This is a genomic window from Treponema ruminis (assembly GCF_014201975.1).
GTDB lineage: Bacteria > Spirochaetota > Spirochaetia > Treponematales > Treponemataceae > Treponema_D > Treponema_D ruminis.
In genome coordinates this window covers 67045-82127 of record NZ_JACHFQ010000001.1, presented here as the reverse complement: position 1 = coordinate 82127, position 15083 = coordinate 67045, and the positions used below count along the sequence as shown (strand labels likewise).

The 15083-nt window shown below is 45.6% G+C and carries 18 protein-coding genes; 16 read left to right on the top strand and 2 right to left on the bottom strand.

From position 1 onward, the window contains the following. Positions 1-8 precede the first annotated feature (8 nt). Entirely contained in the window at positions 9-896 is an 888-nt protein-coding gene (locus HNP76_RS00340) for a PHP domain-containing protein (RefSeq protein WP_184656333.1), read from the top strand. On the opposite strand, the gene rpoN is transcribed toward HNP76_RS00340, so the two are convergent. Then, positions 884-2461, bottom strand: a complete 1578-nt coding sequence (rpoN, locus tag HNP76_RS00335; protein WP_184656332.1) for an RNA polymerase factor sigma-54 — start codon at positions 2459-2461, stop codon at positions 884-886. The genes HNP76_RS00340 and rpoN overlap by 13 nt on opposite strands. An 89-nt stretch (positions 2462-2550) precedes the next feature. Here rpoN and HNP76_RS00330 point away from each other — a divergent pair, with 89 nt between their 5' ends. The 15 genes from HNP76_RS00330 (at position 2551) to gdhA (ending at position 13642) form a co-directional block, all read left to right on the top strand. Next, entirely contained in the window at positions 2551-2781 is a 231-nt protein-coding gene (locus HNP76_RS00330; RefSeq protein WP_184656331.1) for a hypothetical protein, read from the top strand. A 142-nt stretch (positions 2782-2923) separates the two neighbouring features. Beyond that, complete coding sequence (rplM, locus tag HNP76_RS00325) at positions 2924-3352, top strand: 50S ribosomal protein L13 (protein ID WP_184656330.1); 429 nt, start codon at positions 2924-2926, stop codon at positions 3350-3352. Positions 3353-3364: 12 nt separating this feature from the next. Continuing rightward, positions 3365-3760, top strand: coding sequence for a 30S ribosomal protein S9 (gene rpsI / locus HNP76_RS00320; protein ID WP_184656329.1), 396 nt, complete (start codon positions 3365-3367; stop codon positions 3758-3760). Between the two features lie 57 nt (positions 3761-3817). After that, positions 3818-4297 (top strand): regulatory protein RecX, encoded by a 480-nt coding sequence (locus HNP76_RS00315; RefSeq protein WP_184656328.1) that lies wholly within the window; start codon positions 3818-3820, stop codon positions 4295-4297. Beyond that, complete coding sequence (locus tag HNP76_RS00310; RefSeq protein WP_184656327.1) at positions 4284-4898, top strand: response regulator; 615 nt, start codon at positions 4284-4286, stop codon at positions 4896-4898. Before HNP76_RS00315 ends, HNP76_RS00310 begins: the two co-directional genes overlap by 14 nt. Then, positions 4885-5937 (top strand): SPOR domain-containing protein, encoded by a 1053-nt coding sequence (locus tag HNP76_RS00305; protein WP_184656326.1) that lies wholly within the window; start codon positions 4885-4887, stop codon positions 5935-5937. Before HNP76_RS00310 ends, HNP76_RS00305 begins: the two co-directional genes overlap by 14 nt. A 178-nt stretch (positions 5938-6115) precedes the next feature. Beyond that, positions 6116-7762, top strand: a complete 1647-nt coding sequence (locus HNP76_RS00300; RefSeq protein WP_184656325.1) for a WD40 repeat domain-containing protein — start codon at positions 6116-6118, stop codon at positions 7760-7762. A gap of 18 nt (positions 7763-7780) precedes the next feature. Next, positions 7781-7930: a hypothetical protein gene (locus tag HNP76_RS00295; RefSeq protein WP_184656324.1), complete on the top strand. Its 150-nt coding sequence runs from the start codon at positions 7781-7783 to the stop codon at positions 7928-7930. Between the two features lie 111 nt (positions 7931-8041). Beyond that, positions 8042-8974, top strand: coding sequence for a cysteine synthase A (gene cysK / locus HNP76_RS00290; protein WP_184656323.1), 933 nt, complete (start codon positions 8042-8044; stop codon positions 8972-8974). Between the two features lie 86 nt (positions 8975-9060). Then, positions 9061-9465, top strand: coding sequence for an RrF2 family transcriptional regulator (locus tag HNP76_RS00285; protein ID WP_184656322.1), 405 nt, complete (start codon positions 9061-9063; stop codon positions 9463-9465). Positions 9466-9528: 63 nt separating this feature from the next. Beyond that, on the top strand, positions 9529-10029 hold the full coding sequence (locus HNP76_RS00280; RefSeq protein ID WP_184656321.1) for a YchJ family protein: 501 nt from the start codon (positions 9529-9531) through the stop codon (positions 10027-10029). After that, entirely contained in the window at positions 10030-10809 is a 780-nt protein-coding gene (gene rlmB / locus HNP76_RS00275; protein ID WP_184656320.1) for a 23S rRNA (guanosine(2251)-2'-O)-methyltransferase RlmB, read from the top strand. Next, on the top strand, positions 10760-11518 hold the full coding sequence (locus HNP76_RS00270; protein ID WP_311732989.1) for a TMEM165/GDT1 family protein: 759 nt from the start codon (positions 10760-10762) through the stop codon (positions 11516-11518). Before rlmB ends, HNP76_RS00270 begins: the two co-directional genes overlap by 50 nt. Before the next feature lie 113 nt (positions 11519-11631). Beyond that, complete coding sequence (locus HNP76_RS00265; RefSeq protein ID WP_184656318.1) at positions 11632-12051, top strand: hypothetical protein; 420 nt, start codon at positions 11632-11634, stop codon at positions 12049-12051. A gap of 220 nt (positions 12052-12271) precedes the next feature. Further along, complete coding sequence (gene gdhA, locus HNP76_RS00260) at positions 12272-13642, top strand: NADP-specific glutamate dehydrogenase (protein ID WP_184656317.1); 1371 nt, start codon at positions 12272-12274, stop codon at positions 13640-13642. A 147-nt stretch (positions 13643-13789) separates the two neighbouring features. Here gdhA and HNP76_RS00255 read toward each other — a convergent pair whose 3' ends face one another. Next, positions 13790-15061, bottom strand: coding sequence for an extracellular solute-binding protein (locus HNP76_RS00255; RefSeq protein ID WP_184656316.1), 1272 nt, complete (start codon positions 15059-15061; stop codon positions 13790-13792). Between the last annotated feature and the right edge of the window lie 22 nt (positions 15062-15083).

Here is a 15083-nt window from a genome sequence, read left to right as displayed (position 1 = left end):
TTTTTTTTATGATAGACTTACATTCTCACTCTTCTGCATCGGACGGGCTTTTTTCGCCAAAAGAATCGGCAGAATATGCAATTCAAAAGAAACTAAAGGTCTGGGCCTTGACCGACCACGACACCACTGACGGACTGAGTGAGGCCGCCAGAACCTGTGCCCAGAGTGACAGCGGAATTTTCTTTCTGCCCGGAATCGAAATCAACGTCCGCTGGCCCACAGGCGAGTTCCATCTTCTGGGGCTTGGACTGCGCAAAAATTCCCAGAAATTAAAGGATATAGTCGCTGATTTAACTGAAAGCCGCCGGGTTAGAAATCAGGAAATCGTAGACAGAATGCAAAAAGATGGAATCGACGTCACTCTGGAGAAAATCGAGGGTAAATTCAGTGAAAGCCAGATTGGCCGCCCTCATTTTGCGACTTTTTTGATGCAGATTGGCAAGGTCAAGCACCGTCAGGAAGCATTCGACCGTTATCTTGGAAAGGGACGTCCCTATTATGTCAGCCATGAAGGAGCGGATCTGGACGTGGCCGTAGAAGCCATTTGCTCAGCCGGCGGAATCCCTGTTCTGGCCCACCCCCTTTCACTTTATGTTTCTTGGGGCAAAATGGAAGAAACGATTGAAAAAATCAAGAGGCATGGCGTTGAGGGCCTTGAGGCATGGCATCCTGCAGCCCGGATTAACGAGGGCTTTAAATTGGAAGAACTTGCCCACAAACTGGGGATGTTCGTCACGGCAGGAAGTGATTTTCATGGTAGGGGCGTGCGTGCGGACCGGCATCTTGGCAAGACCAGTGGCGACCGTAAAATCGACGACCGTTTCTGGTTCGAGGAACTAGCTCCCCATCTCGGTGATTTTGATTTCCGCGAAAGTGAATGGTGTCACCTTTCATAGCTTGAGTTGATGTTGAGCTCTCCCCGGTACTTTGCGACTGTGCGGCGGGCCACTTTGATGCCCTTTTCAGCCAGAATGTCAGAAATCTTCTGGTCGGAAAGGGCTTTTTTGTCGTTTTTGTGCTCTTCCAGAATCTGAGCGATTTCGTATTTTACGCCCTCTTTTGAGGCTGGCCCTGAACTTTCGCCTGCCGCTGTGCTTTTCTGGGCCTGAGCCTTCTGGTCAGGATTTGCCTTGGTGTTTCCGACTGCATTCGTGAAAAAGTAGCTGATCGGGAAAATTCCCCATTCGCAGGCCAGATATTTTGAGCTTGCCATGCGGGAAATCGTCGTTTCGTGGACTCCCAGCTTTTCGGCTATGTCTTTCTGGCGGAGGGGGGCAAGGTAGCGGGCTCCCTTCCTAAAAAACTGGGCCTGTGCCGAGACGATTTCCTGAGCTGCTTTTAGAATCGTGCTTTCCCGGTAGAGGACGCTTTCGATGAAGACTTTTGCCTCGTTCACGCTGTTGCGGGCAAATTTTACTTCGGCCTTTTTCCGCTCGGATTTGTCGCTTGTGTCGCCGTCTTTGATTTCAGCGGATTTTATGAGCGAAGTATAGTCCTTTGAGATTTCCAGGCGGGGCAAGAATTCTCGGGCAAAGGTGACAGTGAATTCGTTTTCGGCTTCGTCATCATCGTTTTTGGTGACGATAACATCCGGTGAAATGAAATTCGTCTGGCTGCTTCCGAAATTTCTGGCAGGGTAGGGGTCTAAAGTCCTGATAAAGTTTAGTGCGAGTTCAATTTCTTCTATATTAATGTCATCTTTTTCCAGTGAAATTCCGGCTTTCTGCTTGAATTTGAGTTTTTTCTGGGCTGAAAGGTAGTCTTCGATTTTCTTTTGGATTTTCTGCGGCTGAGGCGGATTCAAAAATTCAAAATGTTCCTGTGATTCCAAAAGGAAAAGACTTAAATCGCTGGCCAGCCCGGAAATTTCTGCCTGAACAAAAAGACTTTCCCGGTAGTTGTTGGTGCAGGTGCCGATGGGGTCGAGATTCTGCACGATTTTGAGACAGTGTGATAAAAATTCTTCGTTATGAAGGGGATTTTCGGGATTCAAAAATGAAATCGGGGCGAGGATGTGAAAGCCCTTCTGGTCGAGGTTGTAAATCAGTTTGAGGCAGAGGGCCTTTTCTTCGGCGGAAAGCTTCATTGAGTTGAGCTGATGCTCCAGATGGTCAGTAAGCGGTTCCCGGTCGTCAGCGTTGCTTTCAAGGGCTGCCTGAAAATTGTCACTGGCAGCTGCCCCCGAAGCAGAAGTGGAGCCGTAATGTGTGTTGTCCGAAAAGCGGGAAGAAGCCGAAACTTCCGTGCGAGAAGATTTTACGCCGCTTTCGAGGGAATCTGACTTTATCTCCAGGGCAGGATTTTTTGCCACATAAGAATAAATTTCATTCCGCAAGTCCGCTGAGCTCATGGCAAGCAGATTGAGCGACATTATCTGTGTCTGACTCATTCTCTGGACTTGAGCCTGTGACATTGTTTGAGAAGTTCGCTGCTGAAAGCTCATCTGCGGAAAATCGGCCATACAATAATTATATAGATGAAAAGGGAAAAATGAAAGTTGGAAATTGTTTTTGATTGACCCCTTTTGTATTTTTCTTCTATAATCAAGCTATGGTAACGATTATTTTTGGAATCGCCTGCATTGCGTTAACTGTTTTTGCCTGTCTTCCGATGGGGCTCAACTGGAGCGCCAATGTTGTTTACGTTTTAAAGGGGGCTGCTCCATTGCTCGCTGCTTTTGTCGGAATCATCGCAATTTTGATTGGAATTGCCGACATCCGTGACCGCAACGAAGCCAAACGTGAAGAACTTGAATCAATTAGCAATGAAAAACAGGCTTAAATTCTATTGATTTAAAACTTAGAAAATTCTATACTATATGTCCCCGTATATTCATTGTGAGCGACCGCTCATCGCTTACAAAGTGTCAAACTGAAGATGCAATCAGTGCGATACAAAAGAATCTATATTGAAGGTTAAAAGAATGAAAACCATTTTCGTTAAAGACTATGAACAGAAACGTGACTGGTACCTCATCGATGCGGAAGGAAAGCCGCTCGGTCGCGTTGCAGCAAAAGTTGCTTCAATCCTTCGTGGAAAGAACAAACCAACTTACACACCAAACCAGGAAATGGGTGACTATGTTGTCATCATCAATGCAGAGAAAGTTGCAGTTTCTGGTAACAAACGCACTGATATGCTTTACCGCCACTACACAGGTTTCGTTGGTGGTTTGAGAAGCTACACATTCGAGAAGTTGATTGAACGCCACCCAACAGATCCTTTGGCTCGCACAATCGCAGGTATGCTCCCGAACGGCAAACTCGGCCGCCGTCTCATGGGCAATGTTAAAATCTATGCTGGTTCAGAGCATCCACATGCTTCACAGAACCCAAAAGTAATTGAACTTTAATAGGAGTCTATCATGGCAGTAAAAAATATTGCAATCGGTACAGGAAGAAGAAAAACATCTGTTGCCCGCGTATTTGTTCGTGAAGGCTCAGGTAAAATCGTTGTAAACGGCAAAGACGTTGCTGAGTACTTCCCAACAGAAGCTCAGATTCGTGCAGTTCACCAGCCACTTCTCGTAACAAACTACGAGAACAAATACGACATCTTGATTAACGTTCAGGGTGGCGGTCTCAAAGGTCAGGCTGCAGCTTGCTTGCACGGTCTTTCACGTGCTTTGCTCCAGATTGATCCGGATGCTCGCGCATCTCTCAAAGCAAACGGTTACCTCACACGAGACAGCCGAATGGTAGAACGAAAGAAGTACGGTCAGCGTGGTGCTCGCCGACGCTTCCAGTTCTCAAAACGATAATTTTCATTTTATCGATACGAAATGCCTGCCAAGTGCGGGCATTTTTTTTAGGTTTTTATGGAAGAAATTACAGAACCGGCTGTTAAGCTTGCTATAGAAGCTGCCGCAAGATCTCTGGCCCGCTGCGAGCAATGCCGTGCTTCTTTGGAGCGGAAGCTTCTTCAAAAAGAATTTGACGAAGAAACAATAAAAGAGGCCCTGGATTTTCTTGAGTCCAAAAAATATCTTGATGATGCGCGTTATGCATCTTCCTGGATTCGAAGTCACACCGCCTTTAAGCCCCGTGGCAGCATCCGTCTGGTTCGGGATTTGTGTGCCCGCGGTGTCTCTCGGAAAATCGCCGATGAAGCGGTCAGGGAATATTTTGAAAATGTTGATGAGTATGAATTGTGTGAGTCTGCATTAAAAAAGCTGCTTCCCAAAAATAAAAATGCTAAAAAATTGCTAAAATCGCTTGCAGATAGTGGTTTTTCGTATAAAATTATACAGAAGGTATTTAAAAACTATAAAGTAGGTTTTGATTGTGACTCAGACTGATAATAAAACTATTCTGTATTCTGCACTTGAAGTTGCCAAACTTTGCGGTGTAGTCAATCAGACTGCAATAAATTGGATTAAAAATAATCATCTCAAGGCTTTTAATACTCCAGGCGGTCAATTCAGGGTTTATCCGGCAGATTTAATGGAATTCATGCGCTCCCGCAATATTCAGGTTCCGGATGAAGTTCGGATTGCCTGTGGCGAAAAGGTTTCTGCTCCTGACAGCATTCTGATTGTTGATGATGACCGGGGCTTAAATTCAGTTGTTGTAAAATACATAAAATCAAAATTTTCTGCCCTTACTGTTTATCAGGCTTTTGACGGCTTTGAGGCTGGTTCCTTGATGACCGAAAAGCAGCCGGGAATTTTGATTCTTGACCTTGATTTGCCTGGCATCGATGGCTTTGACTTGTGCCGCAGGATTAATGAAAGCGAGCGCTTTGGAAAGCCATCAATAATAGTAATCACGGCTCTCGAAAATGATGAAGTCGAAGCCAAGGTAAAAAATCTTGGTGTAAAAAGTTTTATGAAAAAACCATTGGATCTGGCGAAAATCGTCGATACCGTAAAAAAAATTGTTGAAAATGAAAAAGCATAAAATCCTTTCCATTACCTTCCTATTCTTTTTGACTTTGCCTCTTCTTGCTCAGGAAAAAGCCCTTTCTGCCAAGTCAGTGATTGAAGCTGCCGCCAAAAAATCTTCTGTTGTGGATTCAATTTTTTACATCAAAAAAAATCTTGCTTCCGTTAGTGCGGGGGCAGAAAAACGCGCCGTCTATGCTTTCCTGGCCGCAGTCTTGGAGCAGCAGGGCCAGTATTCCGAAGCCCAGAAGAATTATGCTCAGGCCGCTTCGATTCAGGGAAGTGCCCAGGCTGTTCTTGATGGAGTGCCCAATAAAAATTCCGAAGAGCTCGTCGTTGATGCTGTTCGCTGTGCCTTGTGCGCCGGAGACTATGCCTCTGCTGACAGTTACCTCAATTCTGCCGTCCGCAACACAAAAAGTCAGGATATTTCGGCTCATGTAAAGCTTTACGAACAGTGGAGCGCCCTTTGCAAGGCCCAGAAGGAAGATGACACAAAAGAAAGCATAGCCATGCTCAAAACATATTCGACTCTTGATTCAATGAAAATCGTCCGTCCGTCAATCCTGCTCACTCTCTGGCATTTGACAGGTCAGGCTCAGTTTTCTGAAAGCCTCAAAAAAAATTACCCCAAAAGCATGGAAGCGGCAATCGTAAAGGGCGAAATCCAGACTTTGCCTACTCCATTCTGGTATTTTGTTCCAAGAAACGGCGTAGATCTGCCTGAAATCTCAAATGGAGGCCAGGCGGCTGTAATAGCAGTCGAAGCAGAAAAATCAGAAAAAGCAGGCAAGGTTGAAAAATCAGATAAAAGTGAAAAGTCCGATAAATCCGAAAAGATTATCCGCCAGCAGCTTGGGCTTTTCCGCGATGAATCAAATGCAAAGGCTCTTGCAGAAAGAGTCCGCTCAAAAGGCTTTAATGCTGAGATTGCAACTGAAGTCCGACCAAGCGGCACAAAATATTTCCTCGTCGTCGTAAATGAAAATGCCAAGGGCACTATCGGCGAAGAATTGCGCACGGCCGGCTTTGAATGCTATCCGCTCTTTGACTAGCCCATAATTTTCTTTCGATACTAAGCATTATTCAGACTCTCTAAAGATTATTTGAAGATTTGCCGATATTCTATAATAGCTAAATTTCTTGAAATTATATAAAAATACGTTAAAATTAGGATGTACGGATTATTTGGTTGGATGAATCTGTCTTCCTTCTTTTGGAGTGTCGGAGCAAGTGCGAAAGCTATTTTGTGCTTTTTTTATAATTTTTTCTTTTTCTCTTTTTGCTCAGGAAGCAGGCCTGCATAATCCGGAAGATACGACAGGTCTTGTGACTGGGGATGAAGCAGAAATCACCGGCAGCTCAGAGTCTTCAGAAAGCCCCAAAAAAGATTTGACCCAAAACTATCTTGCAAAATCAGCGACTCCGGTAAATGCCCTGGGCTGGACACAGGACGGCAAATATTTTGCGACCAGCTGGAACAACTCCGTTATTCTCTGGAATGCGGGCGCAAACACAATCGCAGCCGTCTATTCAAATTCAGTAAACGAAAATTCAAATCCCCTTGCAAACGTAGTTTCCTTGCAGTTTACAAGTGACGGCCGTTACATGCTCAGCGTTCGTGACGACAACACCGTTTTGATTCACAGCATCGGTACCAATTCAGACTCAACTTTAATCAGCGGAACAGGAAAATCAATCCCGGATGCGGTCTACGCCGGTGATTACAGGATTTTGCTCCCCCTCGACGGTCAGAATTTGTACGAAAGTTTCAGGCTGGCTGAGTCAGGTCAGCATGTCATCGAAGAAAAGCTTGATGTTGCTGACGGAATCTGGGCCTTGAGCGCAAGCCCCACCGGAAAAAGGCTTTTGATGTCGAGCGAGTCCGGCAAAGTCAGGTTTATCGATACAACCTCATGGGAAGAACTTTCAAGCTTTGACCGCTACATGCTCACACGGATAAAGCCGCGCCTTGCTCCCGACGGAATCCATTTCGTTGCGGCCCAGGATAAAAATACTCTTGTTGTTGCATCAGCTCTTGACGAGTCTGATTTTTTGACTTTGGAAGACCTTGCCGGATTTTCATACTGCGCGGAATTTTCAAGCGATTCTTCAAAAATTGTTGCGGGAATTAATTCCGGCTGTGTAAAGATTTATGATATTGCGAGCGGACTTGAGGAAAACTCTTTCCAGCTCATGTACGGTGACAGTGCGAAAAGCCTTGCCTTCAGCCCGGACGACGAATATGTAATCATCGGTACGGAGCAGGGCTACATTTACCGCTGGGTTTTGAGCGGCGAAGACTTTGTTCCCGAGGATGAAAGGGATGATTCCGGCCTGCAGAATGCCCTTGTCCTGAGCCTTGGTTACAGCAGGCTCAACAGCAACTACTACCTGGGAAGCGGAGTTCTGGGAGTGGGCTACCGCAATTACTTCCGCACTCCTTTCTTCTGGGGCATCCAGGGCTCTTTGGGAGCAGGGCTTCCCGGCAGCGAATTCCCTTACAGCTATTATGAAGACGGTGAATCTTTGAGTTCGCCTTTTGTATACACGACTTCAATCGGCGGTCTGATTGGTCTTGTTTATTACAATGAGCGCCTTGATTTACAGGTTTTCAGTGAGGCCGGTCTGGGCGCAAACGTGAGAATCCTCTACAATAACAGCATGAAGTATGCCCATTCAAGCAAGCCATATTTCGGAGTTTACGGAGAACTTCTTGTGGGAATGCAGTGGAAATGGGCCAGGCTTTGGGGCGGAGTCCAGTATGATACAAACCTCAACTGGCTTACAAACGTTCATGTCGGTGTAGCTATGCCGACCCGCACATTCAAAAGGAAAAAACAACCTGTGAAAAGCACAGGAGAAAATAAAGAAGAGTAATATGATTGACATTCAGTAATGGACTATGTTGACGGCAAACTGATTGTCGACCCGGCCAAAATGATGAATGATTTCTTCAAAGTCAGCGGAAGCGTCACAGCCTTTCTTATAAGCCTCTGGTACGCCACACCGATTGTGATTACAAAACTCACAAAATCTGACTCCTAGAAAACTCCTCTCAAAAAAGTGAAATACTTAAAAAAGATTGTTATTACCTATTGACACAGTAGGTTTATGGGGTTAGAATGGAATCATAATAAGAAAACTGAGGAGAAAAATATGGCAAAGATTTACACAGCAGCTGACCAGTTGATTGGTCATACACCGCTTTTGGAACTTTCACGCATTGAGAAAGAATTCAACCTTCAGGCAAAGGTTATTGCAAAACTTGAATATTTTAACCCGGCAGGAAGCGTTAAAGACCGCGTTGCAAAGGCAATGCTTGATGACGCTGAGGCAAAGGGCATTTTGAAGGAAGGTTCGACAATCATCGAGCCAACTTCAGGCAATACAGGAATCGGTTTGGCTTCTGTTGCGGCTGCCCGCGGTTACCGTGTCATCATCGTTATGCCTGACACGATGAGCGTTGAGCGACGCCAACTCATGAAAGCTTACGGCGCAGAACTCGTTCTTTCTGAGGGTGCAAAAGGCATGAAGGGAGCAATTGCAAAGGCTGAGGAAATCAAGGCTACAACTCCAAACAGCTTCATCGCAGGTCAGTTCGTAAATCCGGCTAACCCTAAGGCTCACCTTGAGACAACAGGTCCTGAGATTTGGGACGATACGGACGGAAAGGTTGATATTTTCGTAGCAGGTGTTGGTACTGGCGGTACAGTTACTGGTGTCGGTCAGTTCCTTAAATCTAAAAATAAAGATGTAAAAATAGTGGCTGTTGAGCCGAAATCGTCTGCAGTCCTTTCAACAGGCGTTGCAGGCGCACACAAAATCCAGGGTATCGGTGCAGGATTCGTTCCAGATGTACTTGATACAAAAGTTTACGATGAAATCATTGCCGTTGAAAACGATGATGCTTTCAAGACAGGCCGCCTCGTTGGTACAAAAGAGGGCGTTTTGGTCGGTATCTCTTCTGGTGCCGCTTTGTGGGCTGCAATCGAAGTTGCGAAGCGTCCTGAGAACAAAGGCAAGAACATCGTAGTTCTCTTGCCGGACACAGGCGACCGCTACTTGTCTACACCATTGTTTGCAGACTAGTCGAAGAGCTTCCAGGCATTTGTCTTTTTTAATACCTTGTGCTATACTAGGTTGAATGAATCACCCTATAGCATGAGGTTTTTTTTATGATTGTTTCTACACGCGGGCGTTATGCTCTCAGAGTTTTGATTGATCTGGCGGAACACAGCGAGGAAGAACGAATTCCGCTTAAAGATGTTGCCGAACGCCAGGGAATTTCCCAGAAATATATTGAGTCGATTATGACTCTTCTCTCAAAAAACGGATTTGTTGACGGCGTTCACGGAAAGGGCGGCGGCTACAAACTCAACCGTGCTCCGGAAGATTACAGGGTCGGGGACATTTTGCGGCTCACTGAGGGCACTCTTGCACCTGTTGCCTGTCTTGAAACCGGGGCTGAACTTTGTCCCAAAAAAGCGACTTGCCGCACAATCGGAATGTGGACGAAACTCGACGAGCTGATTGAGGGATATCTGGATTCCGTTTCGGTAGCCGACTTAATGAAAAAATGATAATTGAATTGACGGATAATTTTCATTATAATAGAAAAACTCTAACTTTATAGGAAATTGAAAATGGCAGAAAAAGATTTGTGTCCTTGTGGCTCTGGAAAAAATTATGGAGATTGTTGTGAGCCTGTAATCAAAGGAACTGGAAAAGCAGCAAGTGCAGAAGCATTGATGCGCGCACGCTACACAGCTTATGTAAAACAGGAAATTGACTTCATCATCAATTCATGTGAAGAGGGCGAGAAGATTGCCGAAATCGACCGAAAGGCAACTGAAGACTGGGCTAAAAATTCTACATGGCACGGCCTCAAAATCCTCCGCACAGAAAAAGGTAAAGAAGCTGACGAAGAAGGAATCGTAGAATTCGAAGCTACTTACACAGATAAGGGCGGCTTGCGTGACGTTCATCACGAAGTCGGCTACTTCAAGAAAATCAACGGCGAGTGGCTTTATTCTGTCGGCAGCGTAAAACCGATGACAGTCGTTCGTGAGGGCGCAAAAATCGGACGAAACGATCCGTGTCCTTGCGGAAGTGGCAAAAAATATAAGAAATGTTGCGGTCGTTAAATGAGACAAATTATAACTGGCTTTCATGCCATTGAAGAGAAGGTCCGCTCTGCCTGCGAAAGCGGTGTGATTGACGGGCTTTCTCTTTCTTATTCTAAGATTGGTCCTCGTGTAAAGAAGATTCTTGATGTCGCAAAGACTGCGGGAATTCCCTGCTCTCAGGTTGACAATAAAAATCTTGACTCGCTTGTTCAGTCTTTGCCGGAAGTTGCCCGAGACCACCGCGGAATCGTGCTTTGTGCCGAGGGACAGTCTGATTCAGCTCAGAACGAAGTGAATTTTGACACATGGATTGCTCAGACAGCCCTTTCAGAAGAAAAATCCACAATTCTCGTACTCGACTCAATCACTGATCCCCACAATGTCGGTGCAATTTTGCGTTCATGTGACCAGTTCGGCGTTGACCTGGCGATTATGCCCAACCGAAACAGCGTGAACAATGTAAGCGAAAACGAAATCATTGCCCGAAGTTCAGCAGGAGCCAGCACTTACGTTCCTTTCTGCGTGGCAAAAAACTTGAACCGAGCCGTTCAGAAAATCAAAGAGGCTGGATTTTGGGTTTACGGTGCAGATGCAGGCGGCGAAAGCGTGCAAAAGCTAAAATTCCCGGCAAAAACTTGCATCATCATGGGAAGCGAGGGAACTGGAATCAGCCGCTTGCTTGAAGAGCAGTGCGATTCAATCGTTTCAATTCCGACATGTGGCAAAATCGACAGTCTGAACGTATCTGTTGCGACAGGCGTTCTCTTGTACGAGCGTTACAGACAGTCTTTGGCATAATCATAATAAGGTACTAAAATTGATTTCACTTTCTTTTCTGTTTACGGTCTTTCTTGCTGTGTTTGTGGCGGAAATGGGCGACAAGACGCAATTGCTTTTGATTGCGCTTACTTCAAAATACAAAGTTCGTGATATTTTGATTGGAACTACGGCTTCAATTCTGGTGCTTAATGCATTGGCGGTTCTTGCGGGCGGCCTTTTAAACGAATTTTTGAGCACGCATATTTGGATTGTAAAGCTGATTGCATGTCTTGCTTTCTTTTATTTTTCGCTTACATCGCTTTTGAAGGATAATGAAGAAGAAGAGGCTTCCGGCTGCAGGATAAAGTTTGCGCCGCTGGCTGTTTTCTGCATTTTCTTTATTGCGGAATTTGGTGATAAAACTCAGCTCACGGCAATCACTTTTGGAGCAACGAACGGTCTCAATTTAAACGCAATCGGAATTTGGCTTGCTTCGTCAGTCGCGCTTTTGGTTGCAGATATAATCGGTCTTTGTGTGGGATATTTCCTGCATGGAAAGACTCCTGATAAATTTTTCAATATCCTTGCATTCATCGTATTCGCTGTGTTCGGATTTGTGAACCTTTACGTTGTTTTGACTTCATTGAAACTTAATTCTCTTATGATTCCAATAATTGCTGGTGTTGGAGTTGTTTTTACTGCAATCTGTGCTATAATTTTAAAAAGAAATTCACGCGCGGGATTGTAGTGGCGGCGTTAGCCGTTCCGAAACGAACGTAGTGAGTGTAGGAATGGAGCGAAAGCGGAACCGCGAAAAGCCCGTAGCAAGTAGAGTCGCGCCTAAATATAAAGGAGAATTTTATGTTTAGAATTTCAACTAATAAAACCGAAGAATCTTGGTCTCGAAATGATATAAAAAAAGCAAAACCCAGCGAGGATTCCAACGAAATTTTGGAGCGAATCAATAAGCTGAGCACGGAAGGCATGTCTTACGACACGGCTATTGACTTCTTTAAGCTTCAGCTGGCAACCTGGCGGCGTTTTTATAAGGAAGATGACAAGGTTGATGTCGATGAGGCTTACACGGCTGACAATAAGCGTGTAACTCAGGTAAAGAGCCTCAACATCGTCTTTTATGTCCGCGAAATCGGCCCGAATGAAATCAAAATCACCAGCGGTTTTTATGACACGATAAAAACTTCCTGCAAAAAACTTTTTGAGGATTTGGAGCCTCCGGCAGACGGAAAAGATCCTCTGGAAATGCTTGAAAGCGCAAAGTAACAAAAGAAATTCCTGCCACTTTTCTAAACTAAAGTAGTAGACATAATTTTTGTTTTTGTATATAGTAACCATAAGACAAAGGCGTCGTAAATTAACCGCTATAGGTGTGTCCATTTGGATTTACCGTGGCGTTTAGTTTATGACGCCTTTTTTTGTTTCTTTATGAAGCAAAAGACGCCGGTAAATCGGCTAACAAAAATGCCACGAATAGGAGAAAAAAATGGCAATCAAAGAATTTAACGTTAAGAACGCTTATTGTAAGCGCGTTTGGGAAGAGCTCAAAGGCCGCTATGCTGACCAGGAGCACTTCTTGCAGGCAGCTGGTCTCGTTTTGGAGACTCTTTCACCAGTTGTTGACACAATGCCTGAGCTTGAGGCAACTGCTGTTCTCGAGCGCTTCGTTGAGCCAGAGCGCATCATTATGTTCCGTGTACCTTGGACAGATGACCAGGGTAAACCACACGTAAACCGTGGTTTCCGCGTTCAGTTCAACTCTGCTATCGGACCTTACAAAGGAGGTCTCCGCTTCTCTCCAGAGGTTGGTCTCGACGTTCTCAAATTCCTCGGTTTCGAGCAGGTTCTTAAAAACTCTTTGACAACTCTCCCAATGGGTGGCGGCAAAGGTGGTTCTGACTTCGACGGTCACGGAAAATCAGACGGCGAAATCATGCGCTTCTGCCAGAGCTTCATCACAGAACTTTACCGACACATCGGTGCTGATACAGACGTTCCAGCTGGCGACAAAGGCGTTGGCGGAAAAGAAGTTGCTTACATGTTCGGTCAGTACAAGAGAATCACAAACCAGTTCACAGGCGTTTTGACTGGTAAAGGCTTGGACTTCGGCGGTTCATTGATTCGCCCGGAGGCTACAGGTTACGGCCTCATCTACTTCGCAGAGTGCATGCTCAAAGCTGCTGGTACAGACTTCAAGGGCAAGACAGCAATCATCTCTGGTGACGGAAACGTTGCTCAGTACGCTTGTCAGAAAGTTACTCAGTTGGGCGGAAAAGTCATCACATTGTCTGACTCAACAGGTTACATCCTCGACGAAGACGGAATCGACGCTGAGAAACTCGCTTACGTTATGGAATTCCGCGGTCGCCGTGAGAAAATCGATGCTTACGTTAAAAAATATCCAAAAGCAAAATTCTTCAAGGGTGAAAAACCATGGGGAGTTAAAGCTGATCTCGCATTCCCATGTGCTACACAGGACGAAATCTACATGGAAGATGCAGAGAAACTCGTTGCTAACGGCGTAAAACTCGTAGCAGAAGGTGCAAACATGCCAACTCGTGCAGATGCAATCGCATTCTTGCAGTCAAAGGGCGTTCTCTTTGCTCCAGGAAAAGCTTCAAACGCTGGTGGTGTAGCAGTTTCTGGTCTCGAGATGTCTCAGAACTCAGAGCGCCTCTCATGGACACGCGAAGAGGTTGATGCAAAACTCAAGCAGATCATGACAAACATCCACGACAACGCATACGAAACAGCTAAAAAGTACGCTCCAAGCGCAACAGTAGACTACGTTTCAGGCGCAAACATCTACGGATTCTTGAAAGTAGCCCGCGCGATGATGGCTCAAGGTCTCGTTTAATACGAGCCAATAAATACCTGACGCTGGAAGTAGCAAGTGCAATGTAGGGAGCGACCCCGCTTGCGGGGGCAAAACGCTTGAGAAGCGTTTTGAGCGAGTCTCCGAGCAGCTGTGCTGCGAAGGCGTTGGCCTGATTATTCCCGCTTCTTATTTCGAGGAGCGGGATTTTTTTAGCATTTCTTCAATGTCCCGCTGGGCATCTTCAAGGCCTTGCGTGACTGTTTTTTCGTCATCAATAATCAACTTCATTTCCCGGCCCAAAATAGTATAGAACTGACTCCATTCTTCCATGACAGGGCGATAAACCCCGGCTTCAAGAGCCTTGCGGACTGCTTCGTATTGCGGGAATTTCTTTAAGATTTCAGGATCCTTGAGGCTTGAATAGCGGCAGGGAACTCCGCCACTTTTGACGGTCGCTTTTTGAACGTCCTTGTCCATGAGGTACGTGAGAAGCTTGACTGCCTGCTCCTTGTTCCTGCTTGCCTGAGGGATTCCGATTGTCCAGATTCCGTAGATGTTTGAGTTGTAGGCCATTCGGTCATCACGGTAGCGGCCGCTCAGGGCAATGTAATCCATCGAAGAATTGCGTGTGGGCGTGTACCAGCCCGGCCATCCGATTCCGATTGCGGCAGATTTATTTGCGATGGCTGCAATCAGGTCGTCTTTTTTGGCTGCTCGCCCTGTTTTAATCAGTGACTTGTACATGTAAATGGCTTCTGCAAATTCATTTGTGTTGATTGTCGGATTATTGTACACGTCAACGACATAAGTGCCCCTCGAAAGCAAAATCGGCAGGAAATCAACTACGATATTGTTTGCCGTGTCCCCTCTGAACATAAAGCCGAGGTTATGGCGTTTTTTCTGGAAGCGACAGATTTTTAAGATGTCTTCGATTGAGTTTATGTCTTCCGGCTTGTAGCCCGCTTCCTTAATCATTAGCTTGTTATAGAGCAGGACGGTTACGTTTCCGTAGTAGGGGGCGAGATAAAGGTTTTTATTGTGGTAGCAGATTGTTTTTGTGGCAGGAATTATGTCATCGTCGAGGTCGTAGCCAAGTTCAGTCAGGTTTGCAAGGATTCCCTTGGAAGTGTATTCCGCCATCCAGGAGCCGTCTACCATGCAGAGGTCATATTGCCCTTCCGTGTCCGTGGCGATTCCTGATTTGAGCCCGCCCTCACTTAAATCAATGACATTGCACTGAATATTGTTCTTTGCCTCGAATTCTGGGAGACATTCCTTGATGACCTCAGAATAAGTGCCTGAACGAAGGGCCAGATTGAGGACGGCGACAGGATTCTGCGTGCAGAAATGCCTGCCCGAGCCTTTTGAAAAGCAAGATGTAAAAATCAGGTTTCCTGTGGCTAAAATGAGTGCGAAAAAACAATATTTGAAAATTCTTTTGCGGCAGATTCTTTTCATTCAAAAATCCTGTGCTGATTGA

Coding starts and splice junctions, on each gene's coding strand:
- HNP76_RS00340 (WP_184656333.1), top strand. CDS start 9: ATGATAGACTTACATTCTCACTCTTCTGCATCGGACGGGCTTTTTTCG.
- rpoN (WP_184656332.1), bottom strand. CDS start 2,461: ATGGCCGATTTTCCGCAGATGAGCTTTCAGCAGCGAACTTCTCAAACA.
- HNP76_RS00330 (WP_184656331.1), top strand. CDS start 2,551: ATGGTAACGATTATTTTTGGAATCGCCTGCATTGCGTTAACTGTTTTT.
- rplM (WP_184656330.1), top strand. CDS start 2,924: ATGAAAACCATTTTCGTTAAAGACTATGAACAGAAACGTGACTGGTAC.
- rpsI (WP_184656329.1), top strand. CDS start 3,365: ATGGCAGTAAAAAATATTGCAATCGGTACAGGAAGAAGAAAAACATCT.
- HNP76_RS00315 (WP_184656328.1), top strand. CDS start 3,818: ATGGAAGAAATTACAGAACCGGCTGTTAAGCTTGCTATAGAAGCTGCC.
- HNP76_RS00305 (WP_184656326.1), top strand. CDS start 4,885: ATGAAAAAGCATAAAATCCTTTCCATTACCTTCCTATTCTTTTTGACT.
- HNP76_RS00295 (WP_184656324.1), top strand. CDS start 7,781: ATGGACTATGTTGACGGCAAACTGATTGTCGACCCGGCCAAAATGATG.
- cysK (WP_184656323.1), top strand. CDS start 8,042: ATGGCAAAGATTTACACAGCAGCTGACCAGTTGATTGGTCATACACCG.
- HNP76_RS00285 (WP_184656322.1), top strand. CDS start 9,061: ATGATTGTTTCTACACGCGGGCGTTATGCTCTCAGAGTTTTGATTGAT.
- HNP76_RS00280 (WP_184656321.1), top strand. CDS start 9,529: ATGGCAGAAAAAGATTTGTGTCCTTGTGGCTCTGGAAAAAATTATGGA.
- rlmB (WP_184656320.1), top strand. CDS start 10,030: ATGAGACAAATTATAACTGGCTTTCATGCCATTGAAGAGAAGGTCCGC.
- HNP76_RS00265 (WP_184656318.1), top strand. CDS start 11,632: ATGTTTAGAATTTCAACTAATAAAACCGAAGAATCTTGGTCTCGAAAT.
- gdhA (WP_184656317.1), top strand. CDS start 12,272: ATGGCAATCAAAGAATTTAACGTTAAGAACGCTTATTGTAAGCGCGTT.
- HNP76_RS00255 (WP_184656316.1), bottom strand. CDS start 15,061: ATGAAAAGAATCTGCCGCAAAAGAATTTTCAAATATTGTTTTTTCGCA.